Source organism: Bacillus sp. EKM208B, from assembly GCF_011800725.1.
In the GTDB taxonomy this organism is placed as follows: Bacteria; Bacillota; Bacilli; order Bacillales; family Bacillaceae; genus Bacillus; species Bacillus velezensis.
The window spans coordinates 412,228-434,519 of record NZ_JAANHO010000002.1 but is presented as its reverse complement, the minus strand read 5'-3'; the positions used below and the strand labels follow the sequence as shown (position 1 = coordinate 434,519).

Genomic DNA, 22,292 nt, shown 5'->3' with positions numbered 1-22,292 from the left:
CCGGGTCCCTTTGCATTCATTATGCGTGGTCCCTCTCCGCTTCCTTTGCATGGATGGGCTCATAATGCTTATAGGCTCTATACCCGGCCCATGCGCTGCCTGCTCCGATTAAAATGAAGACGCCGCCGATGACCAGGGTCAGGACGGAGTGAAACAGAATCATTTGGTTTACTCCGTACAAAAGCACCAGCGCCCCTAATGCCATACTTGATTTAGCCGAAAAACATTCCTTCTCCAGCGCCCGTTTCGTCTGGATTCCTTTTACTTTGTAATACACGTAAAAGCAGGCAGAAAGCCCGATGAGAAAAACAAAAACCAGCATAAATGAAATCCTCCATTATATGAGTTTGCAAAACCGTTTATACCGTTACTGAAAGATTTTCCTTTTCCATGGATAAAGAGTATGATTAAATGAATAAAAACGAAAAGGAGAAAACGATGAAATCCGAACTGATCAGAACCATATCATTATATGACACCATTATCTTACATAGACATGTGAGGCCTGACCCGGACGCCTACGGTTCACAGTGCGGCCTTACGGAAATCCTGCGGGAAACGTATCCCGAAAAAAATATTTTTGCCGTCGGACAGCCTGAGCCGTCCTTGTCTTTTTTATATTCCCTCGATGAGGTGGATGACGAAACATATAAAGATGCTCTTGTCATCGTGTGCGACACCGCAAACCAAGGCAGGGTCGACGATCAGCGCTACCATTCCGGCGCAAAGCTCATGAAAATAGACCACCATCCAAATGAAGATCCGTATGGCGATCTGTTATGGGTCGATACGAATGCAAGCTCCGTAAGCGAAATGATCTATGAGCTGTACCTGGAAGGAAAGCAGCACGGCTGGAAACTGAATACGAAAGCAGCTGAGCTGATCTACGCGGGTATCGTCGGTGATACGGGGCGCTTCTTATTCCCGAACACCACAAAAAAGACATTAAAATACGCGGGAGAGCTCATTGAGTTCCCATTTTCATCGTCAGAGCTGTTCAATCAATTGTATGAAACAAAATTAAATGTGGTGAAGCTTAACGGCTTTATTTATCAAAATGTGTCACTGTCTGAAAACGGCGTCGCTTCCGTTTTCATTAAAAAAGACATTTTGGAGACATATGGAACCACCGCTTCTGAAGCGTCGCAGCTTGTCGGAACACTCGGAAATATTTCGGGTATCCGCGCTTGGGTGTTTTTCGTAGAAGAAGACGATCAAATCAGAGTCCGGTTCCGTTCAAAAGGTCCGGTCATCAACGGAATTGCCCGGAAATACAATGGCGGCGGACATCCGCTTGCGGCCGGCGCATCCATCTTCAGCTGGGATGAAACCGATCAGATTCTTGCTGATCTGGAAGAGATATGTAACGAACACAAGTAGAGGGGAGACCCTCTTTCTTAGTGTTCATCTGTCACGGGGATGAACCAGCAGCCGAATTCAGTCAGGTCTTCGTAGACGCGGAGATTACAGATTTGGAGTTCTTTTTTTATGAGGGAAGCGAGTGTGTTTGTTTCTGCATATGCGGAATAGCCTTGTCTGATTCGGGCTGCATGATCTTTTGCCAAGCGTCGTTCACTAAAAACCTCCATTTTCCCTTCCTCCCTTCAGAATCATTGAAAATGTCTCATCTACAGTTTATAAAAAAGCGGAGAAAAAAGCGACAGATCTATGGAAAATTTTTAAAAATGACATAATTACGTCGCAAAAGAAATATGAATTTCGACAGACAATCTCGTATAAATCGTCAGTTCCTTTACTTCAGCTTTAAATTCCTTCTCATTTATGGTGTATATTTTGTTTTCGATCGTCCGTTTTAAAAGCTCCTTTGTTTTATACACGCTTTCAATATCCTTTGTGATGACTTCAGAAATATTATCTTTCACTTGTTCCTCAAATTTCATCTTGTCAGGCTGGGCGATTCTGTATTTTTCCCCATTGATCAGCTTCACATCAACACTTTGGATGAGCAGCCTTTGCTTATTATCCTCATTTAATTTATGAAGATCTTTCTGATAGATGGAGATTTGGTTTTTTAAATCCCGCGCGTGCTCCCGCTGCTTTTCAATTAACGTCACCTGTTCTTCCTGAAACGTTCCGTATGTAAACAGAAAGAACAGCCAGCTGACGATGGCTCCGCACATCATTCCCGCAAAAAAACGCTGCCATCCCGGTTTTTTATAATACTCGGGAATTCTCATGATGACATATTCTCCTGGGTCAGCCATGAAATAATCAGCCAGCCGGTCTGCGCGCCGCCCATTGCTGAAATAATTAAAAGAAGCTGTTTGAAGATGTCGCGCGTGTTACCTTCCCACAGCCCCCGCTCGAAACTGTATACCGCGTCAAATGTTCCCCCGATGGCCGCGACAAGCGCCCAGATCTTCAGCCTGTTCGCCAATTTTGTGATCGCCGTCAGCGGAGGCTCGCCTGATAAATAAGCTCCGAGGCCGCCGATCAGCGCGCCGCCGAGCAACACACCGAGGGCGATAAAATAACTGCTGATGAAATTCGCCATAAATCCGGCTTCCTGATCCATATATACACCACCTCACTTTTCTATCATATTGAGCGAAACGGACAAGTATGATGATGAGTCAAAAAAGAACATTTGTTTCTTAAGAAAACCCGTCTTATAATGTAGAAAGGCAAAATGAACGTATGGGAAAGGAGTGGCGGCATTGTCTTTTGTTCACCTGCAAGTACATAGCGGCTACAGCCTGTTAAACAGCGCCGCTTCTGTAAAAGAGCTTGTTGCACAAGCGAAGGAACTCGGATATTCATCATTGGCGCTGACGGACGAAAATGTGATGTACGGCGCCATTGAGTTTTATAAAGCATGCAAATCAAACGGAATTAAGCCGATTATCGGTCTGACGGCTTCTATATACACGGATGATACGGAGCTTGAAGCACACCCGCTCATTCTTTTAGCAGAGACAAACACGGGATATCAGAACTTGGTGAAAATCTCAAGTGCGCTGCAATCCATGGCAAAGGGCGGCATGAAGCGAAAATGGATGAAGAGCTATCATGAGGGGCTGATCGCCATTACGCCCGGTGAAAACGGGTACATTGAAAGCCTGCTTCAAGCCGGGAAGTTTGAAGAAGCGGTCCGGGCTGCCGAAGGATTCCGGGAGCTGTTCGGAGACGGCCGTTTTTATTTAGGGTACCAGCCGTTTAAAGGACATGAGACATTATCAGAAGAGATTCTCCGCCTGTCAGCCGAAACGGAAATCGCTGTCTGCGCTGCGGGAGATGTCCGCTATATCAAGAAAGAAGATCAAGATGCGTACCGCTGTCTGTGCGCTATTAAAGCCGGAGAGAAATGGGAGGATCAGAGCGGGAATCTGCCGGACTTATACTTGAGGACGCCTGAAGAAATGGCAGAGCTTTACACGCGGCATCCGGAAGCGATTGAAGCAGCCGCCCGTATCGCCCGGCAATGCCGGGTCGATGTAAGCCTCGGACAGACACAGCTTCCGTCTTTTCCGGCGCCGGACGGCAAATCAGCCGATGACTATTTGGCGGAAGTCTGTCACGAGGGGCTGCGCCTCCGTTTCGGCACTCCTGATGATCGCGCTGTCCGCCGTCTTGAATATGAGCTGGACGTCATCAGGCGCATGAAATTCAGTGATTATTTTCTCATCGTATGGGACTTTATGAAGTACGCGCATGAAAAGGGTATTGTGACAGGCCCGGGAAGGGGGTCCGCGGCAGGCTCGCTTGTCGCTTACTCGCTTTTCATTACCGACGTGGATCCGCTTAAACATTCTCTGCTGTTTGAGAGATTTCTTAATCCCGAGCGGATCAGCATGCCGGATATTGATATCGATTTCCCTGATACGAGAAGGGATGAGGTCATTCAGTATGTACAAAATAAGTACGGGGCCATGCACGTGGCCCAGATTATCACCTTCGGGACATTGGCCGCAAAGGCGGCGTTAAGGGATACCGGGAGAGTGTTCGGAATCAGCCCGAAAGAAGCCGACCAGCTTGCCCGCCTGATCCCGTCGAAACCGGGAATGACGCTTGAGGAGGCAAGGCGGCAGTCCGCTCAGCTGAACAGGCGGCTGTCCGAATCCGCCGTTCTTCATAAAGTGTTTCAGATCGCAAGGAAAATTGAAGGTCTTCCGCGGCACACGTCAACACACGCGGCCGGGGTCGTTCTCAGTAAAGAGCCGCTTTCTGAAGTTGTCCCTCTTCAAGAAGGGCATGACGGCGTATATTTAACGCAGTATGCGATGGATCACCTGGAAGATCTCGGTCTTTTAAAAATGGACTTTTTAGGTTTGCGCAACCTGACGCTTATTGAATCCATTAAAACGATGATTGAAAAAGAGACGAATACGAAAATTGATTTTTCCGAGATTTCTTATCAGGATAAAAAAACGTTCTCGCTATTGTCAAACGGTGATACGACGGGTATTTTCCAGCTGGAATCATCAGGAATGAGAAACGTGCTGAAGCGCCTGAAGCCGTCAAGACTGGAAGACATTGTCGCGGTTAACGCGCTTTACAGGCCGGGACCGATGGAAAATATTCCGTTATTTATCGATCGGAAGCACGGACGGGCGCGTGTGGAAGTGCCGCACGAGGACGTAAGAAATATTCTCAGTGACACTTACGGCGTCATCGTCTATCAAGAACAGATAATGATGATCGCCTCGCGCATGGCAGGGTTTTCATTAGGTGAAGCGGATCTGCTCAGACGGGCTGTCAGCAAAAAGCAAAAGGACATTCTGGACAGAGAGCGAAGCCATTTTGTTGAAGGGTGCTTAAAAAAGGAGTATTCTGTAGTCACTGCAAACGAGGTCTACGATCTGATTGTAAAATTCGCTAACTACGGATTCAACAGAAGCCATGCTGTCGCATACAGCATGATCGGCTATCAGCTCGCCTATTTAAAGGCGCATTATCCGCTATATTTTATGTGCGGGCTGTTGACGAGCGTCATCGGCAATGAGGACAAAATATCGCAATATCTGCATGAAGCGAAGGGGAGCGGGATTCAAGTCCTTCCGCCGTCAATAAACAAAAGCGGTTTTCCGTTTGCGCCGGAAAACGGAGCCGTCAGATACAGTTTGCGGGCCGTTAAAAACGTAGGCGTCTCGGCAGTGAAAGATATTTATAAAGCAAGAACACATAAACCGTTCGAGGATCTTTTCGATTTCTGCTTTCGCGTACCTGCAAAAAGCGTGAATCGGAAAACCATCGAAGCCCTTATATTTTCTGGCGCCATGGACGAATTCAATCAAAATCGCGCAGCCTTGCTGGCCTCCGTTGATGTGGCTTTAGAGCACGCTGAACTTTTTCGTGCAGGTGATGACCAAATGGGATTGTTTTTGGAAGAATCGTTCTCCATTAAGCCAAAATATGTAGAGGCTGAGGAATTTCCGCTCGTGGACAAGCTTCGGTTCGAAAAAGAAGCTCTCGGTGTTTATTTCTCAAGCCATCCTTTGTCTGCTTTCAGGGATCTCCTGAAAAAACGGGGGGCCCAAGCGATCACAGCAGCGCGGCAGATGCCGAAGGGGCAGCTGTCAATCGGCGCTTTGCTCGCGGGCATCAAAACGATTCGGACAAAGACAGGTCAGCATATGGCGTTTCTCACATTAAGCGATGAAACGGGAGAAATGGAAGCCGTCGTTTTTCCTGACCAATATAGAAGGCTGTCTCCGCTGTTAGAAGAAGGCGCGCTTTTATTCGCCGCCGGGAAAATGGAAGAGCGTCAGGAGAAGACACAATTCATCATGTCATCCGCCTCTCTTCTTGAGCAGACGGAGGCAGACAGAGCGCCGTCTGTTTACATCAAAATCGAAGGCAGCCGGCACAATCAGGAGTTTTTGGAAAAGATGAAGCGTATTTTACTGGAGCATAAAGGGGAAACCGGCGTTTATCTTTATTATGAAAAAGACAAGCAGACGATCAGGCTGCCGGATACTTTTCATATTCAGGCGGACCATCAGGCGTTATACCGTTTAAAAGAGCTGCTGGGCCGCGAAAACGTCGTGTTAAAATAGTGGTAACAATAATCGTTTTGTTATACAATTGAAACAATTGTGCTATCTTATTTAAAGATTCTGAAATTTTTCATCTCCAGCGATTGTACCAGTCTATGCGGCAGAATATGTAACAAAGTACTTAAAAGGAGTGTTTAGAATGTCATTAAGAGAAGAAGCGTTACATTTACACAAAGTAAATCAAGGAAAGCTGGAATCAAAAGCAAAGGTAGAAGTCAGAAACGCGGACGACTTAAGCCTTGCCTACTCTCCCGGAGTAGCTGAGCCTTGTAAAGAGATTTATGACGATAAAAATAAAGTATATGATTATACAATGAAGGGGAACATGGTAGCAGTCGTAACAGACGGATCAGCCGTTCTCGGTCTCGGTAATATCGGGCCTGAAGCTTCACTTCCGGTCATGGAAGGGAAAGCGGTGCTGTTCAAAAGTTTCGCGGGCGTGGATGCATTCCCGATCGCGCTTGACACAAACGATGTGGACAAAATCGTTGACACTGTGAAGCTGCTTGCACCGACATTCGGCGGTGTCAACCTTGAAGATATTGCGGCGCCGAACTGCTTCATTATCGAAGAGCGCCTGAAAAAAGAAACAAACATTCCGGTTTTCCACGATGATCAGCACGGCACTGCCATCGTAACCGTTGCCGGACTTGTAAACGCGCTGAAATTATCAGGAAAATCCATGTCATCCATTAAAGTTGTGGCAAACGGAGCGGGAGCCGCAGGCATCGCGATCATCAAGCTTCTTTACCATTTCGGCGTACGCGACATCGTAATGTGCGACTCTAAAGGGGCGATTTACGAAGGGCGTCCGGCCGGCATGAACGCAGTGAAAAACGAAGTGGCGAAGTTTACAAACCAAGACCGCAACGACGGTTCGCTGCAGGATGTCATTAAAGATGCAGACGTCTTTATCGGCGTATCAGTCGAAGGCGCGCTGACGAAAGAAATGGTGGAAAGCATGGCGAAAGATCCGATTATCTTCGCAATGGCCAACCCGAATCCGGAAATCATGCCTGAAGACGCGCGCGCAGCCGGCGCAAGCGTAATCGGAACAGGCCGTTCTGATTTCCCGAACCAGGTCAACAACGTTCTGGCATTCCCTGGAATTTTCCGCGGGGCGCTTGACGTTCGCGCGACTCACATCAACGAAGAAATGAAAATTGCTGCGGTTGAAGCGATTGCTTCCCTCGTTTCAGAGGAAGAATTAAGCGCTGATTATGTCATCCCGGCTCCATTTGACAAACGTGTGGCTCCTGCCGTTGCGAAAGCTGTTGCGAAAGCAGCGATGGAAACGGGCGTCGCCAGAATTACGGTCGATCCTGAGGAAGTGGCTGAAAAAACAAGACAGCTCACAGTCATCGGCGAATAATAACACAAAAATGAAATGGCAGCGCGTTGGAAAAAAACAACGCGCTGCTGTTCAATATACGGACTGCTGGCATTTTTTTAAGGGCAGGTCTTAAAAAAATTTCAGCAGAATCCTTATTTCTTTTGAAAACGCTGACAGATAAGGCTGAACAACGCTTTTCACGGTATGAAATCCGTCCGTTTCCGTCTGTTTTGCAGCAAAAAATGTCGAATGGAGGATGACACCGTTTGACAAAAAAAGTACAATAGTTTCGGTAAAGTTATTATTAAGTCTATCTAATCGGAAGACATGCAGTGAAGAGAACCCTTCACAAAAGGGAGGTAATCATTTGTTAAAGGATATATTCACAAAAAAGAAAAAATATGCTTCCGTGCCGTCTGAGCAGGCAAAACATGATGTTCCGGAAGGCATTATGACAAAGTGCCCCAAATGTAAAAAAATCATGCTCACAAAAGAGTTAGATAAAAACCTGCGCGTCTGCATGAACTGCGGGCACCATTTCCCGATGAATGCAAAGCAGCGCATTGAAAGCCTCCTGGATGAAGATTCATTCGAAGAATTCAACCAGGGAATGATATCTGAAAACCCGCTCGGTTTCCCGGGATACTTAGAAAAAATCGAAAAAGACCGTGAGAAAACATCGCTGAATGAAGCGGTGGTTACCGGAAAAGGAACCATCGGCGGATTCCCGGCCGTGATCGCGATCATGGATTCAACATTCCGAATGGGCAGCATGGGTTCGGTTGTCGGCGAAAAAATCACGCTTGCAATTGAAAAAGCAAAAGAGGAAAAAGTCCCGTTTATCATCTTTACCGCTTCCGGCGGCGCACGTATGCAGGAGGGGGTCTTAAGCCTTATGCAAATGGCCAAGACAAGCTCTGCATTAAAACTGTTCAGTGAGGAGCAGGGACTGATTATTTCTGTCATGACCCATCCGACGACAGGCGGCGTATCGGCCAGTTTCGCGTCTCTCGGTGATTATAATTTCGCTGAACCGGGCGCCTTGATCGGATTTGCCGGAAGACGTATTATTGAACAGACGATCGGGGAAAAACTGCCGGAAGATTTCCAGACGGCGGAATTTTTATTAAAGCACGGCCAGCTTGATGCGGTGATTCACCGAAACGACATGAAAGACAAACTCGCATTTCTGCTGGACATGCACCAAACAGGAGGTGAGCATGAGTGGCTGCAAGATTAGAATTTGAAAAACCAGTGATTGAACTGCAGACGAAAATCGCCGAACTGAAAAAATTCACCCAAGATTCGGAGATGGATTTAAGCGCTGAAATCGCAAGGCTTGAAGACCGGCTCAGCAAGCTCCAGGATGAGATTTATAAAAACCTGAAGCCGTGGGACAGAGTGCAGATCGCACGCCTTCCCGACCGGCCGACGACGCTTGATTACATTCAATACCTGTTTACCGACTTTTTTGAGTGCCACGGAGACAGAACGTACGGAGACGATGCGGCGATTGTCGGCGGAGTCGCCAAATATCACGGCATGCCGGTCACCGTCATCGGTCATCAGCGCGGAAAAGACACGAAAGAAAACCTCGTCCGCAATTTCGGAATGCCTCACCCTGAGGGCTACCGCAAAGCGCTTCGTCTCATGAAGCAGGCGGATAAGTTCAACCGCCCGATTATCTGCTTCATCGACACGAAGGGAGCGTACCCGGGTAAAGCGGCGGAGGAACGGGGACAAAGTGAAGCCATCGCCAAGAACCTGTTCGAGATGGCCGGCCTGACAGTGCCTGTCGTTTGTATCGTCATCGGGGAAGGCGGCAGCGGAGGCGCGCTTGCGTTAGGTGTGGGCAACCGCATGCTGATGCTTGAGAACTCGACGTATTCCGTTATTTCTCCTGAAGGAGCCGCGTCCATTTTGTGGAAAGACTCCAGCCTTGCGAAAAAAGCGGCCGAAACCATGAAGATTACTGCGCCCGATTTATTAGAATTAGGAATTATTGATGATATGATTAAAGAAGTGAAGGGCGGAGCTCACCATGATATCAAGCAGCAGGCGGGCTACATTGACGGTATTCTTAAAGAAACGTTAAAATCTCTTCTTCAAATGAACGCCGAAGAATTGATCTCACAGCGCTATGAAAAATATAAAGCAATCGGGAAAGTTTCGGTTGAAGATCAATATATCGGGGTAAACTGAATAGACGTGAAGCCTATGGCTCACGTTTATTTTTTGTGATTTTTGTGATATTCCTTAAATTTTATTTAAAAACAATTTATTTAATTGTATAATAGGTAAGGTTTCATGGGAGCTCAGGCGTCCCTTTTCATTGTTTTAGGGCAATGATCATGATATGTTTAACATATATATGTTGCTGAGGTGAATAGGAAATGAAGCGTATAGGAGTTTTAACGAGCGGCGGGGATTCCCCGGGTATGAACGCTGCGGTGCGCGCGGTTGTGCGGAAAGCTATCTACCACGACGTCGAAGTGTACGGAATTTATAACGGTTATTCAGGATTAATCAGCGGAAAAATAGAGAAACTGGAGCTTGGTTCGGTCGGTGACATCATCCACCGCGGCGGAACAAAGCTGTACACGGCCAGATGTCCTGAATTCAAAACAGTTGAAGGCCGTGAAAAAGGAATCGAAAATTTAAAGAAACTCGGCATTGAAGGTCTTGTCGTCATCGGCGGAGACGGTTCATACATGGGTGCGAAAAAATTAACGGAACACGGGTTTCCGTGTGTGGGTGTACCGGGTACGATAGATAATGACATCCCGGGAACTGATTTTACGATCGGATTTGATACGGCGCTAAATACCGTAATTGATGCGATTGATAAAATCCGTGACACCGCTACGTCTCATGAGCGTACATACGTTATTGAAGTGATGGGGCGCCATGCGGGCGACATTGCTTTATGGGCAGGTCTTGCAGGCGGAGCGGAATCAATTTTAATTCCTGAAGCGGACTACGATATGCAGGAAATTATCGGCCGTTTGAAGAGAGGGCACGACCGCGGCAAAAAACACAGTATCATCATCGTTGCAGAAGGGGTAGGCAGCGGGGTTGAATTCGGAAAACGCATCGAAGAAGAAACGAACCTTGAAACACGGGTATCCGTTTTAGGGCACATCCAGCGCGGCGGATCTCCAAGCGCTTCTGACCGGGTTCTTGCAAGCCGCCTCGGCGCTTACGCGGTTGAGCTTCTGCTTAAAGGAAAAGGCGGACGCTGCGTAGGTATACAAAACAACAAGCTTGTAGACCATGATATTATAGAAATTTTAGAATCAAAACATACTGTTGAACCAAACATGTATCAGCTTTCAAAAGAACTGTCTATTTAAGGCGGAAGAAGCTGAAGATTTCAGAAGGAAGTGAACGAGTTGAAAAAAACAAAAATCGTTTGTACAATCGGTCCGGCCAGTGAAAGTGTAGAAATGCTGACAAAATTGATGGAAGCGGGTATGAACGTTGCTCGTCTGAATTTTTCACACGGTGATTTCGAAGAGCACGGCGCAAGAATCAAAAACATCAGAGAAGCAAGCAAAAAGCTCGGCAAAAACGTGGGGATTCTCCTCGATACGAAAGGTCCGGAAATCCGCACGCACGATATGGAAAACGGCGCGCTTGAGCTTCAGGCGGGAAATGAAATTATCGTTTCTACGAAACAGGTGCTGGGAACGCTTGAAAAATTCTCAGTTTCTTATGAAGGCCTGGCAGACGACGTGTCAGCAGGGTCTATCATCCTGTTGGATGACGGTTTAATCGGATTGGAAGTGCTGGAATCAAATCCGGAAAAACACGAAATCAAAACAAAAATCTTAAACAGCGGCACGCTGAAAAATAAAAAAGGCGTAAACGTTCCCGGCGTCAGCGTCAACCTTCCCGGAATTACTGAAAAAGACGCCAAAGACATCGTATTCGGTATCGAGCAAGGCGTTGATTTCATCGCTGCGTCATTTGTACGCCGTTCTACGGATGTCCTGGAAATCCGCGAACTGCTTGAGGAGCATAACGCCTCTGACATTCAAATCATTCCTAAGATCGAGAACCAGGAAGGCGTGGACAACCTGGATGCGATCCTGGAAGTATCTGACGGCTTAATGGTAGCGCGCGGAGACCTCGGCGTAGAGATTCCGGCCGAAGAAGTGCCGCTCGTGCAAAAAGAAATGATCAAAAAATGCAACGCGCTCGGCAAACCGGTTATTACTGCGACTCAAATGCTTGACAGCATGCAGCGCAACCCTCGTCCGACACGCGCTGAAGCAAGTGACGTTGCCAACGCCATTTTCGACGGCACAGACGCTATCATGCTTTCCGGTGAGACGGCTGCGGGACAATATCCTGTCGAGGCGGTTCAAACAATGTTTAACATCGCCACACGCACGGAAGAATCTCTGAACTACAAAGAAATTCTGTCTAAACGCAGAGATCAGGTCGGCATGACGATTACCGATGCGATCGGCCAATCAGTTGCGCACACGGCGATCAATCTGAGTGCGGCAGCTATCGTTACCCCTACAGAAAGCGGCCATACGGCGCGTATGATCGCGAAATACCGTCCGCAGGCTCCGATTGTAGCCGTTACGGTTAATGAGTCTGTATCACGCAAACTCGGCCTTGTATTCGGTGTATTCCCGGCAAGCGGCCAAAACGCGAATTCAACCGATGAAATGCTTGAAGATGCGGTTCAAAAATCACTTGACAGCGGCATCGTGAAACGCGGTGATCTGATTGTCATTACAGCAGGTTCTGTCGGTGAATCAGGCACGACGAATCTGATGAAAGTCCACACTGTCGGCAGCGTTATCGCGAAAGGGCAAGGCATCGGACGCAAATCTGCATTCGGTCCGGTCGTTGTTGCAAAAAATGCGAAAGAAGCTGAACAAAAAATGACAGACGGCGCAGTATTGGTTGCTTCAAGCACTGACCGCGACATGATCGCTTCACTTGAAAAAGCATCAGCGCTCATCACTGAAGAAGGCGGTCTGACAAGCCATGCAGCCGTTGTCGGTTTAAGCTTGGGCATTCCGGTTATCGTCGGTCTGGAGAACGCAACTTCAGTTTTAACAGAAGGACAGGTTATCACAGTTGACGCTGCCCGCGGCGCTGTGTATGAAGGCCGCGCAAGCGTTCTTTAAACAGCTTTAAAAAAGAGAGGGGGGGTTCTCCCTTCTCTTTTGTCTTTAGGCTGATTTTCCTATTCCCATGCGGGCGGTGACGCGCTTTTAGAAGGGCGGGAGGGCAGAAAAATGAGAGTGTTATTCTTACTGTTTATCGTGTGTCCGGCAATTGAAATCGGCTTGTTTTTGCTGGCGGGAAAATGGCTCGGTATTTTTCCGACCTTCCTTCTCATCATTTTGACAGGCGTGTTAGGCGCCTTGGTGGCAAAAAGACAGGGAACCGATGTGTATCATCGGGTGATGCGCGACCTGCAGCACGGCAAAATGCCGGGGGAAGCGCTTCTTGACGGAATATGCGTCTTTTTCGGAGGCCTGCTTTTGATGCTTCCGGGTTTTCTGTCCGATATTGCAGGGGCCTGTCTTCTGATTCCGTTCACTCGGAACCGCATGAAGCCGCTTTTGTTCAAATGGCTGAGAGGAATGTCAAAAAATAAGCGGATCATTATCAAATAAAAACGGCAGCCTTCTTACAGGGCTGCTGTTTTTATTTGGACTGAACAGTAATATAGGCCCATATTTCTTTTAAAGCGCCCGTTGTGATAAAGGCTTGAATGAAAACGAGCAGCGCGGGCCCCGCAGCCAGTCCTAAAATTCCGAACAGTTTAAAGCCGGCAAACAGGGCGATTAAGGTCGCAAGCGGATCAAGTCCGATTGACTTGCTTAAAATTTTCGGCTCCGTCAGCTGGCGCTGAATGAGAACCACAATATATAAAATACCGAGACCGATCGCTTGAGGAAGCTGACCGGCAATGGCCAAATACATAATCCAGGGAACAAAGACCGACCCGGCGCCGAGATACGGGAGAAGGTCCACCAGGCCGATAAAAAAGGCGATGGTTGCCGCATGCTCAATCCCTAAAAGAAAAAGTCCGATAAAGACAATGATCATCGTGAAAAGGATGAGCACGGCCTGCGCCTTAATGAAACCTGCCATCGCTTTTTTCAGCTCTCCCGATACGGCCTTGGCGTTTGCTGAAACCCGTTCCGGAAGAATAGAATAAAGCAGCGCCTTCAGCTTATGCCAGTCCTTTGTCATAAAAAAAGTCGCCAGCATTGCGAAAATGAAGACGGCAGCTGTATTGGGAAGGAAGGCAATCCATTTCGGCACCAGCTCCAAAAGATGTGAAAGCATTAGCCCCGCATTTTTAGCGGCTGTATCACCGAGGGTCTGAATATGCGTCACGATGGATGCCTGCTGATTGGTTTCCAGTCCGTTAAATAAGACGGTCAGCTCGTGGTACAATGGCTGAATGCGGGAAGTGAACAGCTCTTCGCAATACGTCATAAAGGCGCTGATATGGGGAGGGAGCGTTTTGGCCAGATAGGCGGTTCCCGAAATGATTTCCGCAACGAGAAATGTCGCCGCGCCAAGAAGAATAAGCAAAAAGAAGACCAGGACAATGACAGTATTGACTGACCGGGGCAGCCCCGTCAGTTTGTCCAGCCAGTCAACTACGGGAATGATCGCCGATGACAGAATAAGGGCGATCAGAAACGGATAAGTTAACGGAAATGAGGCGTAACCGGCCGCTAAAGCGCCGCCGGCCGCAGCGAGTACAAACAGCGCGCGGAAAAAAACAGTTGCATAGTGCGGGTTCACATCGATCCTCCTCTCGGTCGGCACGTCCTATTACATTAGTTTATTCTTCAAAAAAAAGGATATGAATACAGATATGATGAAAGAGGGTGCTTTCAGGATGTTTACACAGGCGAATTTATTTTTACTATTATTGCTGGCCATCGCATTGGTAGCCAAAAATCAGTCATTGCTTTTTGCCGTCGGCTTTCTCATTGTGATAAAAGCTGTCGGTCTTGATCAGAAACTATTTCCGGTTATTCAGTCAAAAGGCATCAACTGGGGGGTCACCGTCATTACAATCGCCGTTTTAGTGCCGATTGCCACAGGTGATATCGGTTTTAAACAGCTCGGAGAAGCGATGAAATCATATTACGCGTGGATCGCTCTCGGTGCCGGGATCGCGGTTGCCTTAATCGCCAAAAACGGTCTCACCTTATTGGAAAACGACCCTCATATTACAACGGCGCTGGTCATCGGCACGATACTTGCCGTCGCGCTTTTCGGAGGCGTCGCCGTCGGCCCGTTAATCGGCGCCGGAATCGCCTACTTGGCCATGCAAATCGTTAAAATATTCACTTCGTAGAGTAAAAAAGCGGCGTAAAGCTGCTTTTTTTTGCGGGAGAATTGCACTTGCGCATTTTGTAAGTCAGACAAATGCCATTTACATTATTCCGATGAATGAAGTGGCTTACCATGTAACAAAGAACTTCGGGATTGACGGCGCACATGGAGCGAAAACAGCGATTGCAGTAATTCCAATTGATGAATGGATTGAAAGGCTGATGGAATTTATGGGCCTGATACCAAAGCAAAACTTAAAATAAGCGGAGGCCCTTTCCTTCAATTTGAAAGTTTGTTAAATTTATAATGAGAATGAAAAAACACAATTCGGTTGGTAGTCCGGATGCATGATTTAAAATGTCAGTAACCTTCCCCTCCTCGGGATGTCCATCATTCTTCAGTAAATTTAGGAGGAGGGAATCGTTATGAAATTAACGGTTTACTACGATGGTCAGTTTTGGGTAGGAGTCATTGAAGTTGTGAATGATGGAAAATTAAGAGCAATTCGTCATTTGTTTGGACAAGAGCCAAAGGATTCAGAAATAATGCATTTTGTTAATAATCAACTTTTACAGACTCTCTCCCACACTGAACAAGAAGGGGTTTGTGTTAAAGCAAAATCTAAGAAATTAAACCCAAAAAGATTGCAACGACAAGCTTCTAAAGAGATGAAAAATATCGGGATATCAACTAAGGCACAAAAAGCGATAAAACAGGAGCTTGAAGCAAGAAAAGAAAAGAGAAAACAACTGAATAAAAAACAAAGAGAAAAAATAAAGGAACAAAAATATTTAATCAGAAAACAAAAAGCAAAAGAAAAGCATAGGGGCAAATAGTCGGAGAACCCGATGAAGCCTTCCGATTAAAAGTTGAGCGGCATCAGTTAGTTTCTTCGGAATGATTTAGAGAAAAAGAAGTATAAGTCAGAGCCCTTCTCGAGATGAGGAGGGTTTTTCTGCAATTTATTTAAATTCACTTACATCAGTAAATGAGTCAGTTTCAATTGTGAACGGCTTGATGAAGATATTTACGGACCGAAATCAGCAAATGCAGTCAAACGATTCCAGTCCATGTACGGCGTGACTGCTGACGGCATTCATGGGCCAAAGACAAAGATGAAAATCAGCGTTAAAGAAATAGGGAAAATTAGATAAAGAACGAAAAAAATTTCTAAATATAGTTGGATTGATATATTATTGAACCCTGCATATGTGATAACAATAGCAGCTTTAAATAGGTGTAACAGGAGGTAGATTACTAAAGAATCTAAGGTTAGTATTTGGGTTTTAATATTTGATTAGGGGGAAAGAATGCTATCACTTAATAGAGCTTTAAAATTACGTGATTTAGAAGTTTTTCGTGTGCTGAAAGATGGTAACATTTTATCTTACGTAATAATTGAAGATACTCGAAAGCCATTTACAGAAGAAGACAAAAAATTAGAACCATTATGTTATATGGACGAAGAAGATATTAATGCGATTTTAAATGTTTTTAAGATTTCAATTGTTAATGATGAAAAATTAAATGAAGATAATTCAATTTTTATAAGATCTTACTTTTCTGAATTTGTTAATCATACAAATTTAACGAATTTTATTATCAAAGAATATGTTCAAAAGGATTTATATAATTACGATGATGAAGATGACATCATTTTCTTTAATAGAATTTTACGTAGTATAGGATCAGATTATGTTATCAAAGAATTTGACGATATAAATTGGATTTATTTATCTCAAGATTGATTTCTTATTTAGATTTTAAAGGAGTACAGAAGATAATTTCTGTACTCCTTTTTAAGGCAAAAAATAGACTTCTAGTTTCTCTTTATAGCATAAATACAATTGACGAAAATCGTAAGTTCAGCACCCGCAAGGGGTGTATACAAGTGCTTTATTATCATGGATGTTCTATTTCCAAAATCGCTATCATTTTTTGTTATTTTCGGTTAATTAGGAAAATTGCGGTATTTTTTCGTTTACAGAAAATAAGAAATTAGTGGAAAATAAATCAAAAGAGGAGGAGGGGAATGAATGCATGGACCAGGTATTACCGTCTTCACATGTAGGCGTTAAAATTAACGAGTGGTACAAGATGATTCGTCAATTTAGTGTGCCAGACGCGGAAATTTTAAAAGCCGAAGTGGAACACGAAATAAAAGAAATGGAAGAAGACGAATATTTACTTATTTATTACTCTCTCATGACTTTTCGTCATCAACTTATGCTAGATTATTTAAACCCAGAAATAAAGTATAGGACTGATAGGCCAACCACCACAGAACTACTTGAGAAGATTGAGAAACCACAAAAAACACTTACCGGCCTCTTAAAATATTACTCACATTTTTTTCGCGGAATGTACGAATTTGATCAGAAGCAGTATGTAGAAGCAATTAATTTTTATCGTAAAGCAGAGATGGAAATTCATCATGTCTCTGATGAAATAGAACAAGCTGAGTTTCATTTTAAGTTGGCAGAGGCTTATTATAATATGAAACAAACGCACGTATCCATGCATCATATTCTAAAAGCGTTAGAAATTTATGATCGAAACCCGCTTTATACCGTCCGAAAAATTCAAAGTTTATTTGTAATTGTGGGTAATTATCTTGATTTTAAACATTACGAAAAAGGATTACAGCATCTTGAGGAAGCCTTGAAGCTTTCGCAAGAATTTGGTCATAAAAGGTTGATTTCCTCTGCTCTTTATAATTTGGGTGAAAGTTATCACTACATGGGACAAGAAGAAAAGGCCGAAGCGTATTTGAGACAAGCAATTGTGATTGGTGAAGAAATGAAATTGAGAACTCTGCCCCATTCATATTATTCACTTTCCATAGTATTATTTAAGCAAAAGAAAACAGCCGCGGCAGGCCAAGCTTTAAAAGAAGGTTTAAAAACAGCAGTAAAATATGACGACAATTTGTTTTGCTTATTAACAGAGTTTTTATATGTTTTATTTGCTGAACCGATTAACAAAGACAGCCTTGTAGAAATTTTAAGTAAGCTTGAAAATATTCATATGTATTCGTATGTCGAAGAGTTGACACTTTTAACAGCAAACTTTTTCAAAGGAATGAAGGACTTTGAAATGGCTACAATTTTTTATGATAAGATGGTGGAGTCTCAACTTCAAATACAGCGGGGGGATTGTTTGTATGAATATTAAAAAAGCAATTTGTTTCTCTGTCTCTGCTTTCGCTATTACGTTCGGTGTAATTGCTTTTGTAGGAAACACGACTCATCTTCATCATAATGCAGCCAAAACTGATAATGAGGTAATACAACTAGCTGCGCGACTGCAAACATGATTTAAAAGATGTGGCCTTTTTAGGGCTGCATCTTTTTTTGTCATGCATTTTCGATTTTTCTCTTTTTAGGCGGGGCTGCGGCTGCTGCATTACAAGCATGGTAACAGGTTATGTTACAAGGGTGATATTCGTTTGAAGTCCGCATAAAAATACAAAAGGATCGTTATATACACAAAAGCGAAATACGAAGTAACAACAAAGATATATATAAGAAAATTTGAGCCAACTAAAACCAAGACATGGATTTCTGAAGCTGATCCGAACATTGATTCAGTCGAGTAAACAAATTAACCCCCTTCTCCGGTAAAGAAGGGGGTTAAACTTGCGGTGAAGTTGTCGCGCCTGTCCTTTTAAAGTCTCCTCCAAAACTCCCCCAAATGAAAACATGAGAATACATGGTTTTACAAAGCGCCTGAAAGCAAACGATTAAATTTATCAACGAAAAGCCTTGATATATAAGGCTTTTAAAACATTTTTAGTTAAAAGTCTACAAATTAATCAGATTATTGTTTATAATAAGAATAGGCTTAAACTTAAATAAGCTTATAAGAATTTGTTATGTTCCTCTATAAGCATACTGGTTATGTAATCGCAACCATTGAAATGTAAGCATTTTCTTAAAGGGGAAAGGGATTGTTTGCATGACTCATTTTAAGTAAGCCGTATGTTTTATATACTCTTTAAAGGGGAATTTTGATTGAAAAGGAGAGGTTGAATATGACAGCAACACGCGGTCTTGAAGGGGTTGTAGCAACAACATCATCTGTAAGCTCTATTATCGACGATACCCTTACATATGTAGGGTACGATATTGACGACTTGACAGAGAATGCAAGTTTTGAAGAAATCATTTATTTGCTGTGGCATCTGCGCCTGCCGAATAAAACGGAACTTGCTGAACTGAAAAAACAGCTTGCGAAAGAAGCTGCCGTTCCACAAGAAATCATTGAGCACTTCAAATCCTATCCCCTCAATAACGTACATCCAATGGCTGCGCTCCGGACGGCGATTTCATTACTCGGTCTGACTGACAGTGAAGCCGATGTCATGAATCCGGAAGCGAACTACAGAAAAGCCATCCGTCTGCAGGCGAAAGTGCCGGGCATTGTCGCCGCTTTCTCAAGAATCCGCAAAGGACTTGATCCTGTTGAACCGAAGGAAGAGTATGGAATCGCGGAGAACTTCCTTTACACCTTAAACGGTGAAGAGCCTTCTCCGATCGAAGTGGAAGCGTTTAACAAAGCGCTCATTCTTCATGCGGATCACGAGCTGAATGCATCAACATTTACGGCGAGAGTATGTGTCGCCACCTTATCTGATATTTACTCAGGCATCACTGCCGCCATCGGCGCTTTAAAAGGACCGCTTCACGGCGGAGCCAATGAAGCCGTCATGAAAATGCTGACAGAAATCGGCGAAGTGGAAAACGCCGAGCCTTATATCCGCAGCAAAATGGAGAAAAAGGAAAAAGTAATGGGCTTCGGACACCGTGTGTATAAGCATGGAGACCCGCGCGCCAAACACTTAAAAGAAATGAGCAAACGCCTGACGAATCTGACGGGTGAAAGCAAATGGTACGAGATGTCAATCCGTGTCGAAGAAATCGTAACGTCGGAGAAAAAACTCCCGCCTAACGTTGATTTCTATTCCGCATCTGTATACCACAGTCTCGGCATTGATCACGATCTGTTCACGCCGATCTTTGCGATCAGCAGAATGTCAGGATGGATCGCCCATATACTTGAACAGTACGATAACAACCGCCTCATCCGCCCGCGCGCTGATTACACGGGTCCGGATAAGCAGACTTTTGTTCCGATTGATGAAAGAGCCTGATCAAACGGGAGGCTGGTGATTTTCATGTCGTTAGCCTCTTGTTAATCAAGCCCGGATTGGTTTACAATTTTGATAGAATCTTGAGAAAAGTCATTTTATTTTCTATACAAGAAAAATAAAATGTTTTCTAAATATGAATTACATACTGGGAGGTAATATTGTGTCACAAGGTGAAAAAATTACAGTCTCTAATGGAGTATTAAACGTACCAAATAATCCGATTATCCCGTTTATTGAAGGCGACGGCACAGGCCCTGATATTTGGAACGCCGCTTCTAAAGTATTGGAAGCCGCTGTTGAAAAAGCATATAAAGGCGAGAAAAAAATCACGTGGAAAGAAGTTTATGCCGGTGAAAAGGCTTATAATAAAACAGGTGAGTGGCTTCCTGCCGAAACGCTGGAAGACATCAGAGAGTACTTCATCGCCATCAAAGGTCCTCTGACGACACCGGTCGGCGGCGGTATCCGTTCTCTGAACGTGGCGCTGAGACAGGAGCTTGATTTGTTTACGTGCCTGCGCCCTGTCAGATATTTCACGGGAGTGCCTTCTCCGGTCAAACGTCCTGAAGATACGGATATGGTCATTTTCCGCGAGAATACGGAAGATATTTATGCCGGAATTGAGTATGCGAAAGGTTCTGAAGAGGTTGAAAAGCTGATCAGCTTCCTGCAAAATGAAATGGGTGTTAACAAAATCCGTTTCCCTGAAACGTCAGGAATCGGCATCAAACCTGTTTCTGAAGAAGGCACAAGCCGCTTAGTCAGAGCTGCCATTGAGTATGCGATCGAAAACGGCCGTAAGTCTGTCACGCTTGTCCACAAAGGAAACATCATGAAGTTCACTGAAGGGGCATTTAAAAACTGGGGCTACGAGCTTGCCGAAAGAGAATACGGAGATAAAGTATTCACTTGGGCTGAATATGACCGCATTGTCGAAAAAGACGGAAAAGAAGCGGCTGATAAAGCGCAGAGCGACGCGGAAGCGGCAGGAAAAATCATCGTCAAAGACAGCATCGCTGATATTTTCCTTCAGCAGATCTTGACCCGTCCGAGCGAATTCGACGTCGTGGCGACTATGAACTTAAACGGAGACTATATCTCTGATGCGCTTGCCGCTCAGGTAGGCGGAATCGGAATCGCGCCGGGAGCGAACATCAACTATGAAACAGGCCATGCGATTTTCGAAGCGACTCACGGAACGGCTCCTAAATATGCCGGCCTTGACAAAGTCAACCCGTCATCCGTCATCCTTTCAGGAGTGCTTCTTCTTGAACACCTGAACTGGAATGAGGCTGCTGACTTGATCATTAAATCTATGGAAAAAACGATTGCTTCAAAAGTAGTAACGTACGATTTTGCTAGATTAATGGACGGTGCAACTGAAGTGAAATGTTCAGAGTTTGGTGAAGAGCTAATCAAAAACATGGACTGAACCTAAAGCAGACTTCTAATGAAGCCAAAAAAGGAGAAGAGAATCATGGGAAAAACACGCAGTAAAGTTTCTGTTATCGGAGCAGGATTTACGGGAGCGACAACAGCCTTTCTTACAGCTCAAAAAGAGCTTGCAGACGTTGTGCTCGTTGATATTCCGCAATTAGAAAACCCGACAAAAGGAAAAGCGCTAGACATGCTCGAAGCAAGTCCGGTTCAAGGATTTGACGCGAAAATCACAGGCACGTCCAACTACGAGGACACAGCCGGTTCTGATATCGTCGTCATCACAGCCGGAATTGCGAGAAAACCGGGCATGAGCCGTGATGATCTTGTATCTACAAACGAAAAAATCATGAGAAGCGTCACACGTGAGATCGTGAAATATTCTCCTGACTGCATTATCGTTGTATTGACAAACCCTGTTGATGCGATGACATATGCGGTGTACAAAGAATCAGGCTTCCCGAAAGAACGCGTCATCGGACAATCCGGAGTGCTTGACACTGCGCGATTCAGAACATTCGTCGCTGAAGAATTAAACCTGTCTGTAAAAGATGTGACCGGTTTTGTTCTTGGCGGACACGGTGACGACATGGTTCCTCTCGTCCGTTATTCCTATGCGGGCGGCATTCCGCTTGAAACGCTTATCCCGAAAGACCGTCTTGATGCGATTGTAGAACGCACAAGAAAAGGCGGCGGGGAAATCGTCAACCTTCTCGGCAACGGAAGCGCCTACTACGCGCCTGCTGCATCACTGACTGAAATGGTAGAAGCCATTTTGAAAGATCAGCGCCGCGTGCTTCCGACTATCGCTTACTTAGAAGGCGAATACGGTCATGAAGGTATTTACTTAGGCGTACCGACGATTATCGGAGGAAACGGCCTAGAGCAAATCATCGAGCTTGAACTGACAGACTATGAAAAAGCGCAGCTGAGTAAATCAGTTGAATCTGTCAAAAACGTGATGAAAGTATTGTCATAAGAAAAAAGGGAAGGCTTCCGAATCAGAAGCCTTCCTCTTTTT

At 45.0% G+C, this 22,292-nt stretch carries 21 protein-coding genes and 2 pseudogenes; 18 read left to right on the top strand and 5 right to left on the bottom strand.

The features are described 5' to 3' along the window. Positions 1-19: 19 nt before the first annotated feature. On the bottom strand, positions 20-322 hold the full coding sequence (locus G9F75_RS04930; RefSeq protein ID WP_014418625.1) for a YtpI family protein: 303 nt from the start codon (positions 320-322) through the stop codon (positions 20-22). Positions 323-438: 116 nt separating this feature from the next. On the opposite strand from G9F75_RS04930, the gene G9F75_RS04925 reads away from it, so the two are divergent. After that, on the top strand, positions 439-1,380 hold the full coding sequence (locus G9F75_RS04925; protein ID WP_014418624.1) for a DHH family phosphoesterase: 942 nt from the start codon (positions 439-441) through the stop codon (positions 1,378-1,380). 17 nt (positions 1,381-1,397) lie between these two features. Here the strand turns inward: G9F75_RS04925 and G9F75_RS04920 are convergent, their stop codons facing one another. The 3 genes from G9F75_RS04920 to ytrH all read right to left on the bottom strand — a co-directional run bounded on the left by G9F75_RS04920 (position 1,398) and on the right by ytrH (position 2,536). Beyond that, positions 1,398-1,589 (bottom strand): YtzJ family protein, encoded by a 192-nt coding sequence (locus tag G9F75_RS04920; protein WP_017418354.1) that lies wholly within the window; start codon positions 1,587-1,589, stop codon positions 1,398-1,400. A 105-nt stretch (positions 1,590-1,694) separates the two neighbouring features. Then, positions 1,695-2,198 carry a sporulation membrane protein YtrI gene (gene ytrI / locus G9F75_RS04915; protein WP_007408062.1) on the bottom strand — a complete coding sequence of 168 codons (504 nt, stop codon included), beginning with the start codon at positions 2,196-2,198 and terminating at the stop codon, positions 1,695-1,697. Further along, positions 2,195-2,536 carry a sporulation membrane protein YtrH gene (gene ytrH / locus G9F75_RS04910; RefSeq protein ID WP_017418353.1) on the bottom strand — a complete coding sequence of 114 codons (342 nt, stop codon included), beginning with the start codon at positions 2,534-2,536 and terminating at the stop codon, positions 2,195-2,197. Before ytrH ends, ytrI begins: the two co-directional genes overlap by 4 nt. A gap of 142 nt (positions 2,537-2,678) precedes the next feature. Between ytrH and dnaE the strand changes: the two genes are divergently transcribed. From dnaE to G9F75_RS04875, 7 genes are all read left to right on the top strand, one after another. Continuing rightward, a complete protein-coding gene (gene dnaE / locus G9F75_RS04905) occupies positions 2,679-6,017 on the top strand; it encodes a DNA polymerase III subunit alpha (RefSeq protein WP_094296076.1) in 3,339 nt (1,112 codons plus the stop codon). A 139-nt stretch (positions 6,018-6,156) separates the two neighbouring features. Further along, entirely contained in the window at positions 6,157-7,389 is a 1,233-nt protein-coding gene (gene ystJ, locus G9F75_RS04900; protein ID WP_044801570.1) for an NADP-dependent malic enzyme, read from the top strand. 328 nt (positions 7,390-7,717) lie between these two features. Beyond that, positions 7,718-8,590: an acetyl-CoA carboxylase, carboxyltransferase subunit beta gene (gene accD / locus G9F75_RS04895; protein WP_017418350.1), complete on the top strand. Its 873-nt coding sequence runs from the start codon at positions 7,718-7,720 to the stop codon at positions 8,588-8,590. Next, a complete protein-coding gene (gene accA / locus G9F75_RS04890; RefSeq protein ID WP_014418621.1) occupies positions 8,575-9,552 on the top strand; it encodes an acetyl-CoA carboxylase carboxyl transferase subunit alpha in 978 nt (325 codons plus the stop codon). Before accD ends, accA begins: the two co-directional genes overlap by 16 nt. Positions 9,553-9,743: 191 nt before the next feature. Further along, positions 9,744-10,703: a 6-phosphofructokinase gene (gene pfkA / locus G9F75_RS04885; RefSeq protein ID WP_007408068.1), complete on the top strand. Its 960-nt coding sequence runs from the start codon at positions 9,744-9,746 to the stop codon at positions 10,701-10,703. A 39-nt stretch (positions 10,704-10,742) separates the two neighbouring features. Further along, a complete protein-coding gene (pyk, locus tag G9F75_RS04880) occupies positions 10,743-12,500 on the top strand; it encodes a pyruvate kinase (RefSeq protein ID WP_007408069.1) in 1,758 nt (585 codons plus the stop codon). Between the two features lie 111 nt (positions 12,501-12,611). Next, positions 12,612-12,995 carry an FxsA family protein gene (locus tag G9F75_RS04875; protein WP_012118168.1) on the top strand — a complete coding sequence of 128 codons (384 nt, stop codon included), beginning with the start codon at positions 12,612-12,614 and terminating at the stop codon, positions 12,993-12,995. A gap of 31 nt (positions 12,996-13,026) precedes the next feature. Here G9F75_RS04875 and ytvI read toward each other — a convergent pair whose 3' ends face one another. Continuing rightward, a complete protein-coding gene (ytvI, locus tag G9F75_RS04870; protein WP_022552837.1) occupies positions 13,027-14,142 on the bottom strand; it encodes a sporulation integral membrane protein YtvI in 1,116 nt (371 codons plus the stop codon). A 97-nt stretch (positions 14,143-14,239) separates the two neighbouring features. On the opposite strand from ytvI, the gene G9F75_RS04865 reads away from it, so the two are divergent. The 10 genes and pseudogenes from G9F75_RS04865 to mdh all read left to right on the top strand — a co-directional run bounded on the left by G9F75_RS04865 (position 14,240) and on the right by mdh (position 22,250). After that, the gene (locus G9F75_RS04865; protein ID WP_003152447.1) at positions 14,240-14,704 is read left to right on the top strand and encodes a DUF441 domain-containing protein; all 465 of its coding nucleotides are present in this window, start codon (positions 14,240-14,242) and stop codon (positions 14,702-14,704) included. 118 nt (positions 14,705-14,822) lie between these two features. Continuing rightward, a pseudogene (locus G9F75_RS20265) lies at positions 14,823-14,989 on the top strand (peptidoglycan-binding domain-containing protein); the annotation flags it as partial. A 118-nt stretch (positions 14,990-15,107) separates the two neighbouring features. Beyond that, on the top strand, positions 15,108-15,518 hold the full coding sequence (locus G9F75_RS04860) for a YjdF family protein (RefSeq protein WP_014418619.1): 411 nt from the start codon (positions 15,108-15,110) through the stop codon (positions 15,516-15,518). Positions 15,519-15,701: 183 nt separating this feature from the next. After that, positions 15,702-15,836, top strand: a pseudogene (locus tag G9F75_RS04855) (peptidoglycan-binding domain-containing protein); the annotation flags it as partial. Positions 15,837-15,992: 156 nt separating this feature from the next. Further along, positions 15,993-16,430 (top strand): hypothetical protein, encoded by a 438-nt coding sequence (locus tag G9F75_RS04850; RefSeq protein WP_014418618.1) that lies wholly within the window; start codon positions 15,993-15,995, stop codon positions 16,428-16,430. A gap of 292 nt (positions 16,431-16,722) precedes the next feature. Continuing rightward, complete coding sequence (locus G9F75_RS04845; protein WP_014418617.1) at positions 16,723-17,856, top strand: Rap family tetratricopeptide repeat protein; 1,134 nt, start codon at positions 16,723-16,725, stop codon at positions 17,854-17,856. Then, positions 17,846-17,998, top strand: a complete 153-nt coding sequence (locus G9F75_RS04840; protein WP_017418344.1) for a hypothetical protein — start codon at positions 17,846-17,848, stop codon at positions 17,996-17,998. The genes G9F75_RS04845 and G9F75_RS04840 overlap by 11 nt, the downstream gene beginning before the upstream one ends. Positions 17,999-18,715: 717 nt before the next feature. Further along, complete coding sequence (citZ, locus tag G9F75_RS04835) at positions 18,716-19,834, top strand: citrate synthase (protein WP_017418343.1); 1,119 nt, start codon at positions 18,716-18,718, stop codon at positions 19,832-19,834. 160 nt (positions 19,835-19,994) lie between these two features. Continuing rightward, entirely contained in the window at positions 19,995-21,266 is a 1,272-nt protein-coding gene (gene icd, locus G9F75_RS04830; RefSeq protein WP_007408075.1) for an NADP-dependent isocitrate dehydrogenase, read from the top strand. Between the two features lie 45 nt (positions 21,267-21,311). After that, on the top strand, positions 21,312-22,250 hold the full coding sequence (gene mdh / locus G9F75_RS04825; RefSeq protein WP_003152455.1) for a malate dehydrogenase: 939 nt from the start codon (positions 21,312-21,314) through the stop codon (positions 22,248-22,250). The last annotated feature ends 42 nt before the right edge of the window (positions 22,251-22,292 follow it).

What these genes read in the sequence shown, in the direction of transcription:
- G9F75_RS04860 (WP_014418619.1), top strand. Translation starts at nt 15,108, where the DNA reads ATGAAATTAACGGTTTACTACGATGGTCAGTTTTGGGTAGGAGTCATT.
- G9F75_RS04865 (WP_003152447.1), top strand. Translation starts at nt 14,240, where the DNA reads ATGTTTACACAGGCGAATTTATTTTTACTATTATTGCTGGCCATCGCA.
- mdh (WP_003152455.1), top strand. Translation starts at nt 21,312, where the DNA reads ATGGGAAAAACACGCAGTAAAGTTTCTGTTATCGGAGCAGGATTTACG.
- G9F75_RS04875 (WP_012118168.1), top strand. Translation starts at nt 12,612, where the DNA reads ATGAGAGTGTTATTCTTACTGTTTATCGTGTGTCCGGCAATTGAAATC.
- G9F75_RS04920 (WP_017418354.1), bottom strand. Translation starts at nt 1,589, where the DNA reads ATGGAGGTTTTTAGTGAACGACGCTTGGCAAAAGATCATGCAGCCCGA.
- citZ (WP_017418343.1), top strand. Translation starts at nt 18,716, where the DNA reads ATGACAGCAACACGCGGTCTTGAAGGGGTTGTAGCAACAACATCATCT.
- pfkA (WP_007408068.1), top strand. Translation starts at nt 9,744, where the DNA reads ATGAAGCGTATAGGAGTTTTAACGAGCGGCGGGGATTCCCCGGGTATG.
- ystJ (WP_044801570.1), top strand. Translation starts at nt 6,157, where the DNA reads ATGTCATTAAGAGAAGAAGCGTTACATTTACACAAAGTAAATCAAGGA.
- G9F75_RS04840 (WP_017418344.1), top strand. Translation starts at nt 17,846, where the DNA reads ATGAATATTAAAAAAGCAATTTGTTTCTCTGTCTCTGCTTTCGCTATT.
- ytrH (WP_017418353.1), bottom strand. Translation starts at nt 2,536, where the DNA reads ATGGATCAGGAAGCCGGATTTATGGCGAATTTCATCAGCAGTTATTTT.
- G9F75_RS04850 (WP_014418618.1), top strand. Translation starts at nt 15,993, where the DNA reads ATGCTATCACTTAATAGAGCTTTAAAATTACGTGATTTAGAAGTTTTT.
- G9F75_RS04930 (WP_014418625.1), bottom strand. Translation starts at nt 322, where the DNA reads ATGCTGGTTTTTGTTTTTCTCATCGGGCTTTCTGCCTGCTTTTACGTG.
- G9F75_RS04925 (WP_014418624.1), top strand. Translation starts at nt 439, where the DNA reads ATGAAATCCGAACTGATCAGAACCATATCATTATATGACACCATTATC.
- ytrI (WP_007408062.1), bottom strand. Translation starts at nt 2,198, where the DNA reads ATGAGAATTCCCGAGTATTATAAAAAACCGGGATGGCAGCGTTTTTTT.
- G9F75_RS04845 (WP_014418617.1), top strand. Translation starts at nt 16,723, where the DNA reads ATGGACCAGGTATTACCGTCTTCACATGTAGGCGTTAAAATTAACGAG.